General features: G+C 72.4%; 15 protein-coding genes. 6 read left to right on the top strand and 9 right to left on the bottom strand.

All coding sequences use genetic code 11. From position 1 onward, the window contains the following. Positions 1 to 19: 19 nt before the first annotated feature. The 5 genes from ACH45N_RS12965 to ACH45N_RS12945 form a co-directional block, all read right to left on the bottom strand. Entirely contained in the window at positions 20 to 1834 is a 1815-nt protein-coding gene (locus ACH45N_RS12965; protein ID WP_397394385.1) for an ABC transporter ATP-binding protein, read from the bottom strand. Further along, the gene (locus ACH45N_RS12960; RefSeq protein WP_397394383.1) at positions 1834 to 2703 is read right to left on the bottom strand and encodes a TetR/AcrR family transcriptional regulator; all 870 of its coding nucleotides are present in this window, start codon (positions 2701 to 2703) and stop codon (positions 1834 to 1836) included. The genes ACH45N_RS12965 and ACH45N_RS12960 overlap by 1 nt, the downstream gene beginning before the upstream one ends. Positions 2704 to 2863: 160 nt before the next feature. Beyond that, entirely contained in the window at positions 2864 to 4012 is a 1149-nt protein-coding gene (locus ACH45N_RS12955; protein WP_397394381.1) for an SPFH domain-containing protein, read from the bottom strand. A 124-nt stretch (positions 4013 to 4136) separates the two neighbouring features. Further along, on the bottom strand, positions 4137 to 4565 hold the full coding sequence (locus ACH45N_RS12950; RefSeq protein WP_397394379.1) for an NfeD family protein: 429 nt from the start codon (positions 4563 to 4565) through the stop codon (positions 4137 to 4139). Between the two features lie 211 nt (positions 4566 to 4776). Then, complete coding sequence (locus ACH45N_RS12945; protein WP_397394377.1) at positions 4777 to 5562, bottom strand: ABC transporter ATP-binding protein; 786 nt, start codon at positions 5560 to 5562, stop codon at positions 4777 to 4779. A 43-nt stretch (positions 5563 to 5605) separates the two neighbouring features. On the opposite strand from ACH45N_RS12945, the gene ACH45N_RS12940 reads away from it, so the two are divergent. Beyond that, on the top strand, positions 5606 to 6367 hold the full coding sequence (locus ACH45N_RS12940; RefSeq protein WP_397394376.1) for a hypothetical protein: 762 nt from the start codon (positions 5606 to 5608) through the stop codon (positions 6365 to 6367). A gap of 33 nt (positions 6368 to 6400) precedes the next feature. On the opposite strand, the gene glgA is transcribed toward ACH45N_RS12940, so the two are convergent. Next, complete coding sequence (glgA, locus tag ACH45N_RS12935; RefSeq protein WP_397397443.1) at positions 6401 to 7624, bottom strand: glycogen synthase; 1224 nt, start codon at positions 7622 to 7624, stop codon at positions 6401 to 6403. A gap of 164 nt (positions 7625 to 7788) precedes the next feature. On the opposite strand from glgA, the gene glgC reads away from it, so the two are divergent. Both glgC and serB read left to right on the top strand, forming a co-directional pair. Next, the gene (gene glgC, locus ACH45N_RS12930; protein WP_397394374.1) at positions 7789 to 9030 is read left to right on the top strand and encodes a glucose-1-phosphate adenylyltransferase; all 1242 of its coding nucleotides are present in this window, start codon (positions 7789 to 7791) and stop codon (positions 9028 to 9030) included. Positions 9031 to 9140: 110 nt separating this feature from the next. Next, positions 9141 to 9761 carry a phosphoserine phosphatase SerB gene (gene serB / locus ACH45N_RS12925; RefSeq protein WP_397394372.1) on the top strand — a complete coding sequence of 207 codons (621 nt, stop codon included), beginning with the start codon at positions 9141 to 9143 and terminating at the stop codon, positions 9759 to 9761. A 6-nt stretch (positions 9762 to 9767) separates the two neighbouring features. Here serB and ACH45N_RS12920 read toward each other — a convergent pair whose 3' ends face one another. The 3 genes from ACH45N_RS12920 to ACH45N_RS12910 all read right to left on the bottom strand — a co-directional run bounded on the left by ACH45N_RS12920 (position 9768) and on the right by ACH45N_RS12910 (position 11994). Continuing rightward, positions 9768 to 10307 (bottom strand): SixA phosphatase family protein, encoded by a 540-nt coding sequence (locus ACH45N_RS12920; RefSeq protein ID WP_397394370.1) that lies wholly within the window; start codon positions 10305 to 10307, stop codon positions 9768 to 9770. 18 nt (positions 10308 to 10325) lie between these two features. After that, positions 10326 to 11096 carry an enoyl-ACP reductase FabI gene (fabI, locus tag ACH45N_RS12915; protein ID WP_020013108.1) on the bottom strand — a complete coding sequence of 257 codons (771 nt, stop codon included), beginning with the start codon at positions 11094 to 11096 and terminating at the stop codon, positions 10326 to 10328. A gap of 160 nt (positions 11097 to 11256) precedes the next feature. Next, entirely contained in the window at positions 11257 to 11994 is a 738-nt protein-coding gene (locus ACH45N_RS12910; RefSeq protein WP_397397441.1) for a beta-ketoacyl-ACP reductase, read from the bottom strand. 263 nt (positions 11995 to 12257) lie between these two features. Here ACH45N_RS12910 and ACH45N_RS12905 point away from each other — a divergent pair, with 263 nt between their 5' ends. Genes ACH45N_RS12905 through ACH45N_RS12895 form a run of 3 tightly spaced genes read left to right on the top strand, consistent with a single transcriptional unit; the run spans position 12258 to position 13785 of the window. Next, positions 12258 to 12590 carry a DUF3099 domain-containing protein gene (locus ACH45N_RS12905; RefSeq protein ID WP_397394368.1) on the top strand — a complete coding sequence of 111 codons (333 nt, stop codon included), beginning with the start codon at positions 12258 to 12260 and terminating at the stop codon, positions 12588 to 12590. Continuing rightward, on the top strand, positions 12590 to 12841 hold the full coding sequence (locus tag ACH45N_RS12900; RefSeq protein WP_397394366.1) for a hypothetical protein: 252 nt from the start codon (positions 12590 to 12592) through the stop codon (positions 12839 to 12841). The genes ACH45N_RS12905 and ACH45N_RS12900 overlap by 1 nt, the downstream gene beginning before the upstream one ends. Then, positions 12838 to 13785 (top strand): SURF1 family protein, encoded by a 948-nt coding sequence (locus ACH45N_RS12895; RefSeq protein ID WP_397394364.1) that lies wholly within the window; start codon positions 12838 to 12840, stop codon positions 13783 to 13785. The genes ACH45N_RS12900 and ACH45N_RS12895 overlap by 4 nt, the downstream gene beginning before the upstream one ends. The last annotated feature ends 38 nt before the right edge of the window (positions 13786 to 13823 follow it).

Below are 13823 nucleotides of genomic sequence, written 5' to 3'. Positions count from 1 at the left end.
TCTTCGTTGCTCACGCCGCTCACGCCGCCTCCTCCAGGCTCATCTGGGACGTCACGATCTCCTGGTACGTCGGGTTGTCCGCCAGCAGCTGCGCGTGCGTGCCGCGGCCGACGATGCGGCCGTGGTCGAGCACCAGGATCTGCTCGGCGTCGCGGATGGTCGCCACGCGCTGCGCGACGACGATCACCGTCGCGTCGGCGGTCTGCGGCCGCAGGGCGGCCCGCAGCCGGGCGTCGGTCGCGTAGTCGAGGGCGGAGAAGCTGTCGTCGAACAGGTAGATGCGGGGCTTGCGGATCACCGCCCGCGCGATGGCGAGCCGCTGGCGCTGCCCGCCGGAGAACGTCGAGCCGCCCTGCGCCACGACGGACTCCAGGCCGTCCGGCAGCGCCTCGACGAAGTCGCGCGCCTGGGCCACCTCGAGCGCCGCCCACATCTCGTCCTCGGTGGCGTCGGGCTTGCCGTACCGGAGGTTGTCGGCGACGGTCCCGGTGAACAGGAACGCCTTCTGCGGCACCAGGCCCATGAGCGAGCCGAGGTCGCGCTGCAGGAGGTCCCGCACGTCGACGTCGTCCACCCGGACCGTGCCACCGGTGGCGTCGAAGAGGCGCGGCACCAGGTTGAGCAGCGTCGACTTGCCGGAGCCGGTCGAGCCGATGATCGCGGTGATCTGGCCCGGCTCGGCCGTGAACGTCAGGTCGTGCAGCACGGGCTCCTCGGCGCCCGGGTACCGGAACTCGACGCCCTCGAAGGTGACGCGGCCGCGTGGACCCGCGCCGACGCCGTCGGGCGAGCCGTTGCTCTCCGGCGAACCGTTGCTCTCCGGCGAACCGTCCTCCACGACCCGCAGGCCGGGCAGGGCGACCGGGTGCTCCGGGTCGACGACGGACGGCTCGGTGTCCAGGACCTCCCCGATGCGCTCCGCCGCGACCGCGGCGCGCGGGATCATCATGAAGATCATCGTGGACATCATCACGGCCATGAGGATGTACATGAGGTAGCTCAGGAACGCCGTCAGCGAGCCGATCTGCATGCTCCCGTCCTCGATGAGGTGCGCGCCGAACCACAGCACGGCCACGGACGACAGGTTCATGATGAGCATGACCACCGGGAACGTCAGCGCCATCAGGCGGCCGGCGCGCAGCGAGGTGTCGAACAGCTCCTCGTTGACCACGCCGAAGCGCTGGGTCTCGCGCCGTTCGCGCACGAAGGCGCGCACCACGCGCAGGCCCGTGATCTGCTCGCGCAGCACGGAGTTGATGGCGTCGATCCGCTTCTGCATGCGCCGGAAGTGCGGCACCATGCGCCAGACGATGACGCCGGCCGTGGCGGCCAGCACCGGCACGATGACGACGAGCAGCGCGGACAGCGTGACGTTCTCGGACAGCGCCAGGATGACGCCACCGACCAGCATGATCGGCGCCATCACCATGATGGTGAACGTCATCAGCACGGTCATCTGGACCTGCTGCACGTCGTTGGTGCTGCGCGTGATCAGGGTCGGCGCCCCGAACTGCGCCATCTCGCGCGCCGAGTAGGTCTGCACGGAGTGGAACACGTCGCGCCGCAGGTCACGGCCGAACGCCGTGGCGACCTGCGCGCCGAAGTAGACGGCGATCACCGACGCGACGACCTGGCCCAGCGACACGACCAGCATCCAGCCGCCCGTGCTCCAGATGTAGCCGATGTCGCCGCGCACCACACCGCGGTCGATGATGTCGGCGTTGAGGCTGGGCAGGTACAGGGCCGCGAGCGTCTGCACCAGCTGCAGGACGAGCACCGCGACCACCGCCCAGCGGTACGGGCCCAGATATCTCCGGGCGAGCGTGACGAGCATCAAGAGTTCCCTTCAGGGCTGGGGGTTGAAGAACCTGGTGCACCGGCTCCCGCAGTGGAGGCTGCACCCTCCACGGTGTCGGGGCCAGGCAATTTCGGGGGGCCGGCGAGGCCGTTCACGAGGGCGTCGGCCAGCACGTCGGCCGGCACCGCGGGCTGCAGGTGGTCGATCCGCAGGTGCGCGCCCGCGATGGCGGACTCAACCAGCGAGATCGCCACCTCGACGGGGACCCGCAGACGGTGTGCGTCCGGCGCCAGGACGGCGGTGATCCCCTCGACCGTAGCCGCGCGCTGACGAGCCCGCTGCTCCAGCAGCGTCTTGCGGTAGGTGAGCATGCGCTCGTGCTGGTCGGCCACGGACCCTGCGCCGGGTGGCGGCCCCGGCGTCACGACCCGCGGGCCGGGCGGGCCCGGTGGGCCCGGCGGCGCCACCGGCGGGGACCCGCCCGCGGCGCCGGAGGCGGCCGGCGGCGCGCCGAACGGCATGCCCGGACCACCGGGCGACGGCGCCATGCTGCGCAGCACGGACATCCACCGCATCACCTCGGCCACGCGGTGCCGCCCCAGCTCGATCACGAGCTCCAGGCGCCGTTCGAGCGGCAGCCCCGGGTCGATGCCGGTGAGCTCGGCGAGGGTCTGCTCGGGCTGGCCCGCCCGCGCCAGGCCCTCGACGGCGACGGCGCCGACCAGCGCCGTCTTGTCGCCGAACGCCCGGAACAGGGTGCCCTCCGCGACCCCGGCGGCCTGGGCCAGCTCGCGCGAGGTCACGTCGTGCCCCCGCTCGGCGACCAGCGGCAGCACCGCGTCGACGATGGCCGCCTGGCGGTCCTCGGGAGACATGCGGGGTGCCCGCGTCCGTGCGTTGTCCATGGCGCCGACAGTAATTGAGTGAGCGCTCACTCCGCAACTGGATTACGCCCACGGCAGACCCGGGGGGACATGCGGAAGCCCTCCGGTGCGAGCACCGGAGGGCTTCCGTGAACTGCCGGCGACGGTTCGGCTCAGCCGAGCCGTCAGCCGAGTGTCGCCGTCAGCCGGCCGGCGGTGCCGGGGGCACCGGCGGGGGCGGCGTGGACCCGCCCGGGCGCTGGCCGCGCTCGGACTCGGTGTCGAACGGCTCGCCCGACCGCGTGCCGGCGCTCGTCGCGTCGGCCGTGGCGGCCTCGGCCTGCCGCTGCGCCTCGGCGAGGGCCTCGGCGGGGTCCGGCAGCAGGGGCTCGTCCAGCACCGAGTCGATGGGCAGGCGCGGACCCGAGGGGCCCTCGCCCGGCGGGGGCGGCGGGACCGCGGGGCCGGCGCCGCCACCGAAGCCCGAGGCGATGTTGCCCAGCGCGGCGGTGAACTCCGTGGGGATGACCCAGGTCGTGTTGGACGTGCCGTTCGCGATCTGCGGCAGCGTCTGCAGGTACTGGTACGCCAGCAGCTTCGGGTCCGCGTCGCCGCGGTGGATGGCCTCGAAGACCTGGAGGATCGCTCGCGACTCACCCTCGGCCCGCAGGATCTGCGCCTGGGCGTCACCCTCGGCCTTCAGGATCTCGGACTGCTTCTGACCCTCGGCCGTGAGGATGGCCGACTGCTTGACACCCTCCGCGGTGAGGATCGCGGCGCGGCGGTCACGCTCGGCGCGCATCTGCTGCTCCATGGAGCCCTGCACCGAGGGCGGCGGGTCGATCGACTTGAGCTCGACGCGGTTGACGCGGATGCCCCATCGGCCGGTCGCCTCGTCGAGCACACCGCGCAGCTGGCCGTTGATCTGGTCACGGCTGGTCAGCGTCTGCTCGAGGTCCATCGAGCCGATCACGTTACGCAGCGTGGTCACGGTGAGCTGCTCGATGGCGGTGATGTAGTTCGCGATCTCGTAGACCGCGGACTTGGCGTCCGTCACCTGGAAGTAGATGACGGTGTCGATCTCGACGACCAGGTTGTCGCTGGTGATCACGGGCTGGGGCGGGAACGAGACGACCTGCTCGCGCAGGTCCACGCCGGCGCGGACCCGGTCCACGAACGGCACCAGCACGTGCAGGCCCGGGTCGAGCGTCTTCGAGTAGCGACCCAGGCGCTCGACCACGAGCGCCACCGACTGAGGAACGATCCGCACGGCGCGAATGACCGCGACGATACCGACGATCACCACCAGGGCGATGATCAGATAGAGCAGGACTTGCCCGAATGACTCCACGACGTCTCCTTACGCGGGCACCTTGGCCCGCGGGCGGCTTTCAAGCTCCTGATGAGCACAGGTAGCTTCTGACTTGGACTGTCTGGGGGGACAACACACAGGGGCGCCCAGGCGCCAGGCGGTCTTACGCCGGCTCGACGACGGCGGTGGCGCCGTCGATCTGGACCACACGAACGCTAGTGCCGGCGGGCAGCAGCGGCGACCCGGGCACGGACCGTGCGCTCCACACCTCTCCGCTCAGCTTGATCAGCCCCGACGCGGTGCTGACCTCCTGGACCACCGACGCCGTACGGCCGACGTTCGCCTCGGCGTTGGTGGGCGACTTGGGCGTGTTGTTGCGCAGGTGCCGGATCAGCGTGGGGCGCAGGGTCACGAGCAGCACCACCGACGCCACCACGAACACGATGGCCTGGACCCACAGCGGCGCACCCACGCCGTTCGCGACGGCGGCGGCCAGCGCCCCGCCGGCGAACATGATGAAGACGAAGTCCAACGACAAGAGCTCGATCAGCGCGAAGATCAGCGCCGCTCCTACCCACCACAACCATGCCATGGGTTGCTCCCTCCGAGCGTCCACTCCGGCTGGCGACCGGGCGCCGCCGGAACCTCTCCGACGGCGGGCCCTCGCGGTGAAATTACCGCTACCTCGGACCTTTGCCCGGACTTTACCAAGGACCACTGACACAGCGATAGTGAAATCGCCGTTTCAAACACTTTTCCTGAGGGCCCTGAACATTCCAGGTCGGGGCCGGGCGGAAAGGCGGTCAGCGTGCGGCGCGCGCCAGCCAGCGACCGCCGCCGTGGGCCACGACGAGCGGCAGCCCGAAGGCCGCCGAGAGGTTGTCCGCGGTGAGGACCTCCTCGATCGGTCCGGCCGCCTGGATCCCGGCCTTCTTCATGAGCAGCAGGTGCGTGAAGCCCGGCGCGATCTCCTCGACGTGGTGCGTCACGTGCACCAGCACCGGCGAGGCGGGGTCGCTCGCCAGGCCGGCCAGCGTGGCCACCAGCTCCTCGCGGCCGCCCAGGTCGAGGCCCGCGCCGGGCTCGTCGAGCAGCAGCAGCTCGGGGTCGGTCATCAGGGCCCGCGCGATCTGCACGCGCTTGCGCTCGCCCTCCGAGAGGGTGCCGTAGGTGCGCTCGGCGAGGTGGTCGACGTCGAACGCCGAGAGCAGGTCCTTGGCCCGCTGCTCGTCGAGCTCGTCGTAGCTCTCGCGCCAGCGCCCCGTCACGCCGTAGGCGGCGGTCAGCACCACGTCGCGCACCGTCTCCGCCGTCGGCAGGCGCTCGGCGAGCGCCGCGCTGGAGATGCCGATGCGCGGGCGCAGCTCGAACACGTCGACCCGCCCGAGGGTCGCGTCCAGGATCTTCGCGGTGCCCGACGTCGGGTGCAGGCGCGCGGCGACGATCTGGAGCAGGGTTGTCTTGCCGGCGCCGTTGGGCCCGAGAACGATCCACCGCTCTCCCTCGTTCACCTGCCAGTCCACGGAATCGAGGATGGTCGAGGTGCCGCGACGGACGGTGACGCCCGCAAGATGGAGAACCGAGCTCATGGGCACCGACCCTACCTGGTCGACCGTCATTTACAGTGCTGCGGTGGACACCGAACAGGACCTCCCCCGGAGCGTGCTGCTCGCCCTGTGGCTGCAGGGCATAGGCGACACCTCGGACGCCGTGAAGTCCGTGGTGGGCGACGACGAGCCGCACACCGTGGAGGGGCTAGCCGGCTTTGCCGACGGAACAGACCTCGACACCCTCTTCACCGCGTGGACGGAGGGGCCGCGCGAGGTCTGCGCGCTGCTGCCCGCGCCGGGCGACGCCGCGGGCGTCCCGGCGGCCGCCAACCACGAGGCCACGGAGGCCGGCGAGTGCGTGGTGGTCACGACACCGGCCGGGAGCTGGGCCGCCGTGCCGCGGGTGCAGGCGTTCGGCAGCCACATCGAGCCGGGGCACCTGGTGACGTGGCGCGTGCTGCCGGTCCCCGCGTGGACCACCCTGGTGCACGGCACGATCGGCTCGGTGGCCGACGCCGAGCGGGAGCTGCGCACGAGCCTGATGACGGCCACGGACGCCCTGGACCAGCTCGACGTCGCCCGGTGGCGCGACGACGCGGCCGACGCCATCGAGCGGATCCGCTCGGCCAGCACGTCGTCGTGGCCGGTGCCGCACCTGGACGGCCGGCGCGCCCGCGTGCTGGACCTCGCCAGCCGGCTGCGCGCGATCGTCGCGCTGGGCACGGTGGACGACGGCGGGGCGGTGAACGTCTTCCAGGTCGACCAGCGGTCCACGGCGCTGCGCGAGGTCGACCGCACGGCGCGCCACGCGATGAGCGCGGCGACGTACGGTCAGATCGCCTGACGCACTGCGCCTGATGCTGAGGCGCCCGACGCGCTACGCGCCCGCCAGCACGCGCTCGTAGACGTCCATGGTGCGGTCGGCGATCGCGGCCCAGGTGAAGTGCTCCTCCGCCCGGCGCCGGCCGGCGGCCCCCATCACCGCCGCGCCCTCGGCGTCGGTCGCCACGCGGGTCAGCGCCGCCGCGAGGTCGGCCACGAACCGGTCGGGGTCGAGCGGCGTGCCGGTGCCGTCGTCGGACTGCTCGATGGGCACCAGCAGGCCGGTGACGCCGTCGTCGACCACCTCGGGGATGCCGCCCGTGGCCGTGCCCACCACGGGCAGGCCCACGGCCATGGCCTCCAGGTTCACGATGCCGAGCGGCTCGTAGACGCTGGGGCAGACGAAGACGGTGCACGCACCCAGGACCGCGATCAGGTCGGGCCGCGGGAGCATCTCCTCGATCCAGACGACGCCGGTTCGGGTCTCGCGCAGGCGCTCGACCAGGCCAAGGACCTCGGCCATGATCTCCGGCGTGTCCGGTGCCCCGGCGCACAGCACGAGCTGCACCTCCGGCGGCAGCGCGGCGGCCGCGCGCAGCAGGTACGGCAGGCCCTTCTGCCGCGTGATCCGGCCGACGAACACGACGGCGGGCCGGTCGGGGTCGATGCCGTGCCGGCGCACGGTCGCGGCGGCGTCGGCCCGGGCGACGTCGTCGTCGGCGTCGGGCCGCCGCCAGCCCGAGAGGTCGATGCCGTTGTGCACCACGTGCACGCGGTCGGGGTCGAGCTCCGGGTAGACGCGCAGGATGTCGGCCCGCATGCCCGCCGAGACCGCGATGACGCCCGCGGCGCCCAGGTAGGCGGTGCGCTCGGCCCACGAGGAGAGCGCGTAGCCCCCGCCGAGCTGCTCGGCCTTCCAGGGCCGCAGGGGCTCCAAGGAGTGCGCCGTGACGATGTGCGGCACGTCGTGCAGGAGGCCACCGAGGTGCCCCGCCATGTTGGCGTACCAGGTGTGGGAGTGCAGCAGGTCGGCGCCCGCGACGTCGTCGGCCATCACGAGGTCGGTACCCAGCGTGGCGAGGGCCGCGTTGGCGTCCGCGAGCGCCGTCGGCGTGGTGTAGCCGGTGACGCCGGACGCCTCGGTCGCGGCGTCGCGCGGGCCGTCGAAGCAGCGCACGCGCACGTCCGCGTGCTGGGCCAGGACGGCGGCCAGCTCCGCGACGTGCACGCCCGCGCCGCCGTAGACGTGGGGCGGGAACTCGCGGGTGAGCAGGTCCACGCGGAGCGCGCCGCCGGGCCGGGCGGCGACGTCCGGCGCGGCGACGTCGGGACGGGGGGCGAAGCCGGGGGCGGCGGGAACGTCGGGCACAGTGCCAACCTAGCGTGCGCGACGTCTCAGCGTGCCACCTGACGGAACCGGCGGAAAGGCCTTAATGTCACCGTATGGCCTCCGCTCCCCGCGTCCTTGCGATCGTCCTCGCCGGCGGTGAGGGAAAGCGGCTGATGCCGCTCACCGCCGCCCGCGCCAAACCCGCAGTGCCCTTCGGCGGTATCTACCGCCTGGTCGACTTCGCCCTGTCCAACATCGTGAACTCGCGGTACCTGCACGTCGTGGTGCTGACGCAGTACAAGTCGCACTCGCTGGACCGCCACATCTCCAAGACGTGGCGCATGTCGCCGCTGCTGGGCAACTTCGTGGCCCCCGTCCCCGCGCAGCAGCGCGTGGGCAAGCACTGGTACCTCGGCAGCGCCGACGCGATCTACCAGTGCCTCAACATCATCGACGACGAGCGTCCGGACATCGTGGTCGTGGTGGGCGCCGACCACGTCTACCGCATGGACTTCTCGCAGATGGTGGACGCGCACATCGAGTCGGGGGCGCGGGCGACGGTCGCCGCGATCCGGCAGCCGATCGACATGGCCGACCAGTTCGGCGTGATCGACGTGGACCCGGGCGACCCCACGAAGATCCGCGAGTTCCTGGAGAAGCCGACCGACCCCACGGGCCTGCCGGACTCCCCCACCGAGGTGCTGGCCTCGATGGGCAACTACGTGTTCGACGCCGACGCGCTGGTCGAGGCCGTCACGCGCGACGCCGCCGACCCGGACTCGCGGCACGACATGGGCGGCGACATCATCCCGGCGTTCGTGGCCCAGGGTGAGGCGGGCGTCTACGACTTCATCCGCAACGACGTGCCCGGCTCCACCGACCGGGACCGCGACTACTGGCGCGACGTCGGCACCATCGACTCGTTCTACGACGCGCACACGGACCTGATCGCCGTGCACCCGGTCTTCAACCTCTACAACATGGAGTGGCCGCTGTACACGGGTTACACGGGGCTGCCGCCCGCCAAGTTCGTGCACGCGGGCCCGGGGCGGATGGGGCACGCCGCGGAGTCGATCGTGTCGCCGGGCGTGCTCATCTCGGGCGCGCAGGCGGCCGGGTCGGTCCTGTCCCCCGGCGTGCACCTGCACTCGTGGTCGAACGTGTCCAACTCCGTGCTGATGGACGACGTCCAGGTGCACCGCTACGCGCACGTGCACCGGGCGATCGTCGACAAGAACGTGATCATCAACGAGCGGGCCCGCGTGGGCGTCGACCACGACGAGGACCGGGCGCGCGGCTTCACGGTGACGGAGTCGGGCCTGGTGGTGGTCCCGAAGGGCACGATCGTCGACTGACGCCGGCCCGGGCCCGCGGCCGGCGGGGTCTGTGGCGTCGAACGCGCTCTCGCATCGCAAGGGGTGGACGGCCGGGCGCCCCGGCACGCCGCTCCGGCACACTGGGGAGCGTGAAGCGACTCATCGTGTCCGACGCCGACTCCACGTTCTTCCGCCAGGAGGTCATCGAGCTCATCGCCGAGCACGCGGGCACCCGCGACGAGGTGACCGCCGTGACCGAGCGTGCGATGCGCGGCGAGCTCGACTTCGCCGGGTCGCTCCGGGAGCGGGTGGCGACGCTGGCCGGCGTGCCCGTCGAGGCGCTGGAGAAGGTGCGCGCGGCGGTCGAGCTGATGCCGGGCGCCCGGGAGCTCGTGGCCGCGTGCCAGGCGCGCGGCTGGGCGTTCGGGCTGGTCTCGGGCGGGTTCGAGGAGGTCGCCGGGCCGATCGCGCGGGAGCTCGGGATCGAGCTGGTGCGGGCCAACCGGCTCGAGGTCGCCGACGGCGTGCTGACCGGCCGCACGGTCGGCCCCGTCGTCGACCGGGCCGCCAAGGCGGCGACACTGCGGGAGTGGGCCGCGCAGGTGGGTGTGCCGATGGAGCAGACGGTCGCCGTGGGCGACGGCGCGAACGACCTCGACATGATCGCCGCCGCCGGGGTGGGCGTGGCGTTCAACGCCAAGCAGATCGTCCGCGACCAGGCCCCGCACGTGATCGAGGGCCGCCTGGACAACCTCCTGACCCTCCTCTGACGGCGGTCAGGCCGGGCGCGTGACCTCCGTCAGGCGGGCCGTCCTGCGGTCCCAGTCCGCCCAGTCCAGCTCGGCCTCCAGCACGGAGTAGGTCGCCGTCGGGACGCCGACGCGCACCTGCGCGAGGGCGCCGTCCTCGGAACCGGGACCCGCCAGGAGCTCGGCCGTGCCCGCCATGGCGGGCTCGTGTCCGATCACCAGGACGGTCCGCGCCGCGGGGTCCAGCTCGCGCACCAGCGCGAGGACGCCGCGCGGCATGGCACCGAGCAGGTCGTCGGTGAAGGCCACCGCCGGCTCGCCCAGGTGCTTGCGCACGAGGTCCCAGGTCTGCCGCGTGCGCAGCGCCCCGGAGACGAGGACGGCGTCGGGCACGAGGCCGGACGCGACCAGCGCCGCGCCGACCTTTCCTGCCTGGTCCCGGCCACGCAGGGCGAGTGGCCGGGACTCGTCGGGAAGTTCCGACGCCGGCTCCGCCTTCGCGTGCCGGAGCAACACCAGACGCCGTGACGGCGTCGTGGTGGGCTCCGTGCCCGACGCTCTGCCCATCAAGTGCCTCCTGACCGTCTACTGGCCCATGGCGTGCACGCCGCCGTCGACGTGCACGATCTCGCCTGTCGTTGCCGGGAACCAGTCGGACAGCAGGGCGGCCACGGCGCGCGCGGCCGGCTCTGCGGTGGTCTGGTCCCAGCCGAGCGGGGCTCGCGTCGGCCAGGCGTCCTCCATCGTCGCGAAGCCCGGGATGGACTTGGCGGCGGTGGTGCGGATGGGCCCGGCCGAGACGAGGTTGCAGCGGATTCCTTCAGGGCCGAGGTCGCGCGCCAGGTAGCGGTTCGCGGACTCCAGGCCGGCCTTGGCCACACCCATCCAGTCGTAGACGGGCCAGGCGAACTGCGCGTCGAACGTCAGGCCGACGACGGCGCCGCCGTCGGTCATCAGCGGCTTGGCGGCCACCGCGATCGACTTGTACGAGAACGTGGAGACGTGCAGCGCGGTGGCGACGTCCTCCCAGGTGCCCGAGAGGAAGTTGCCGCCCATGACGGACTGCGGCGCGAACCCGATCGAGTGCACCACGCCGTCGAGCCGCTCGAAGCCCTCCGCGCGCACGGCGTCGGCGAGCGCGTCGAGGTTCTCCTGGCTGGTGGCGTCCAGCTCCACGACCGGCGCCTCGACGGGGAGACGCTTGGAGAAGGCCTGGGTCAGCTTCATCTGCCGGCCGAAGGACGAGAGCACGACCTCCGCGCCCTCCTCCTGGGCGAGCCGGGCGGCGTGGAATGCGATCGACGAGTCCGTCAGCACGCCCGTGACGAGCAGCTTCTTACCTTCGAGGAGACCCATGTTGTCCTTCCGATCAGGCGCAGGCGTGCCGGAGCAACCCCTGTGCTGGGTGCGAGCGTAATGCGGATTGCCGCGCGGAACGAAACTCCGCGCCGTTCTCGATGCCGAGAATGTTGGATATGTACGGCCAAAGCCGCAGGTGGCGGCGTCAGACTACGGGTCAGTGCCCCATGCCGAGGCCACCGTCGACGGGGATGACGGCGCCCGTGACGTAACCGGCGGCGTCGGACGCGACGAAGGAGACCACGGAGGCCACCTCGTCCGGCGTGGCGAACCGGCCGGCCGGGATCGACTTCAGGTAGCCGTTGCGCACGTCCTCGGGCAGCGCGGCCGTCATGTCGGTCTCGACGTACCCGGGGGCGACGACGTTCGCCGTGATGCCACGGGTGCCGAGCTCGCGGGTGATCGACCGGGCCATGCCCACCAGGGCCGCCTTCGACGACGAGTAGTTGACCTGGCCGGGGCCGCCGGACAGGCCCACGATCGAGCCGAGCAGCACGATGCGGCCCTTGCGGGCGCGGATCATGCCCTTCGACACGCGGCGCACGCAGCGGAAGGTGCCCTTGAGGTTCACGTCGATGACGCTCTCGAACTCCTCGTCGCTCATGCGCATGAGGAGCTGGTCCTTGGTCACGCCGGCGTTGGCCACGAGCACCTCGACGGGACCCAGGTCGGCCTCGATGGCCGTGAACGCCGCGTCGACGGCCGCGGTGTCGGTGACATCGGCCACGTAGGGCTCCACGCCCTTGGGCAGATCGCCGCCGCGGTAGATCGTGGCGACGCGGTCGCCGTCGGCGACGAACCGCTCCGCGATGGCGCGACCGATGCCGCGTGCGGCACCCGTCACGACGACCACACGGCCGGTCGGACCTGCGGCAATGCTCTGAGTGGCGGGCATGGTGGTCACCTGAAGCTCCTCGATGCTGGGCTTTTCGCAAAGGGCCGCGCGAGGCTGGGGGCCGCGGCCGGTACCTGGGTCGATCCGGGTCCGCTGCGACGCTACCCCGCGCGTCGTACGCCCGCCGCGCGCGCCGGGCCACAGGGATGGACCGGACCTTGTCGGTTTTCTACAACAACCCCGAGCGTATCCGGCGCGCACCGGGTCGTGTGAGGTACGTCGGCGTCGTGTCCGACGTCGTCGGACGCACGTAGACTGACGGGATGAGCGAGCCGGTTCCCTCCATCACCTCGGCCCCCGAGCCGCTGGCGGTGGACCAGGCGCGCCGCACGCGCAGCTACCTCATCCAGATGTCCATCCGCGTGGTCTGCATCATCGGCGCCGTGGTGGTCGACGGCTGGATCCGCTGGGCGCTGGTGGCCGCCGCGGTGGTGCTGCCGTACTCCGCGGTGCTGATCGCCAACGCCGGGCGCGACCACACGACGCACGACACCTCCCCCGTCACGCCGCAGGCAGCCCCGATGCTCGAGGAGCTGCCCGAGGACGCACCCCCGGCCCCCCACCAGGGCCGCGTGATCAACCACGTGGACGACTGATGGACGTGCTGGGACTGGCGGGCGCGACGCCCGACGCCGTTCCCGACGGCGAGCTGATCTGCAGCGCCAAGGGCTGCGGCAACCAGGCCGTGTGGGGCCTGCTCTGGAACAACCCGAAGCTGCACACGCCGCAGCGGCGCAAGGTGTGGCTCGCGTGCGACGAGCACCGCGAGCACCTCGAGCAGTTCCTGGGGGCGCGGTCCTTCTGGAAGCAGACCGTCCCGGTCGCGGAGCTGGACCGGGCCTCGTGAGCCGGACGCCCGTGGCCGAGCGACCCCCGGCGCCCGACGACGCGCGCGGTCCCCGAACGACCCGCCAGTGGGTGATCCTGGCGGTGGCCGCCGTGGTGCTGGCGGCGCTGTGCCTGGTCGCCGGGCGCTGGCAGTGGAACCGGTACGAGTCCCGCGAGGCCGAGATCGACCTCATCGAGAACAACTGGTCCGCGCCCGCGGTACCCGTGGACGAGATCCTGCCCGGACCGGGTGCGGTCGTGCCGGACTCCGACGTCTGGCGCCCGGTCGAGCTGGAGGGCCACTACGTCACGGAGGCGACCGTGCTGCTGCGCAACCGGCCGGTCGCGGGCCGCAACGGGTACCACGTGCTCGTGCCGTTCGAGACGCGCCTGCCGGACGGCCAGGAGATCGTGCTGGTCGTCAACCGCGGCACGGTGCCGCTCGGCCGCGACGCGCACGGCCCGGACGCCGTCCCCGACGCACCCTCGGGCGACGTGACGGTCGTGGTGTCGCTGCGCGCCGACGAGCCGCCGTCGGACCGTGGCGCGCAGCCCGGCCAGGTCCAGGCGATCTCGACGGCCCAGGTGCTCGCGGCCGGGCCCGACGGAGCCGGGTGGGCCGAGGGGCGCACCGTCGGGGCGTACGGCGCGCTACGGTCGGAGCAGCCCGCTCCCGACGTCGCGCTGGCGACCCTGCCCAAGCCCGACACCGACCCGGGCTCGCACCTCTCCTACGCGTTCCAGTGGGCCATCTTCGCGCTCGGCGCCCTGGGCGGGTACATCGTGCTGTGGCGCCGCGAGCGCGGCGCGCTGCGCGGGGAGAACGTGTCGGCGGGCGACCTGCTGCTGGCCTCCGGCGAGGCCGCCGACGGCGAAGGGGTCCGGGCGCGCAGGGCGCCCAAGGAGCGCCGGCGCAGCGCCGAGGACGAGGAAGACGCGCTGATCGAGTCCCAGCTGCGCTGAGGGCGGTCACGACGCGCGCGGGCGGACGCCGTCCGGCC

Source organism: Promicromonospora sp. NPDC019610 (assembly GCF_044389365.1).
In the GTDB taxonomy this organism is placed as follows: Bacteria; Actinomycetota; Actinomycetes; order Actinomycetales; family Cellulomonadaceae; genus Promicromonospora.
This window is presented reverse-complemented; position numbering and strand designations above follow the sequence as displayed.

Bases quoted from the DNA above. Each gene is read 5' to 3' on its own strand.
- ACH45N_RS12945 (WP_397394377.1), bottom strand. From the start codon at position 5,562: ATGAGCTCGGTTCTCCATCTTGCGGGCGTCACCGTCCGTCGCGGCACC.
- ACH45N_RS12905 (WP_397394368.1), top strand. From the start codon at position 12,258: ATGAGCGAGCCGGTTCCCTCCATCACCTCGGCCCCCGAGCCGCTGGCG.
- ACH45N_RS12900 (WP_397394366.1), top strand. From the start codon at position 12,590: ATGGACGTGCTGGGACTGGCGGGCGCGACGCCCGACGCCGTTCCCGAC.
- ACH45N_RS12965 (WP_397394385.1), bottom strand. From the start codon at position 1,834: ATGCTCGTCACGCTCGCCCGGAGATATCTGGGCCCGTACCGCTGGGCG.
- fabI (WP_020013108.1), bottom strand. From the start codon at position 11,096: ATGGGTCTCCTCGAAGGTAAGAAGCTGCTCGTCACGGGCGTGCTGACG.
- ACH45N_RS12960 (WP_397394383.1), bottom strand. From the start codon at position 2,703: ATGGACAACGCACGGACGCGGGCACCCCGCATGTCTCCCGAGGACCGC.
- ACH45N_RS12920 (WP_397394370.1), bottom strand. From the start codon at position 10,307: ATGGGCAGAGCGTCGGGCACGGAGCCCACCACGACGCCGTCACGGCGT.
- glgC (WP_397394374.1), top strand. From the start codon at position 7,789: ATGGCCTCCGCTCCCCGCGTCCTTGCGATCGTCCTCGCCGGCGGTGAG.
- ACH45N_RS12950 (WP_397394379.1), bottom strand. From the start codon at position 4,565: ATGGCATGGTTGTGGTGGGTAGGAGCGGCGCTGATCTTCGCGCTGATC.
- ACH45N_RS12910 (WP_397397441.1), bottom strand. From the start codon at position 11,994: ATGCCCGCCACTCAGAGCATTGCCGCAGGTCCGACCGGCCGTGTGGTC.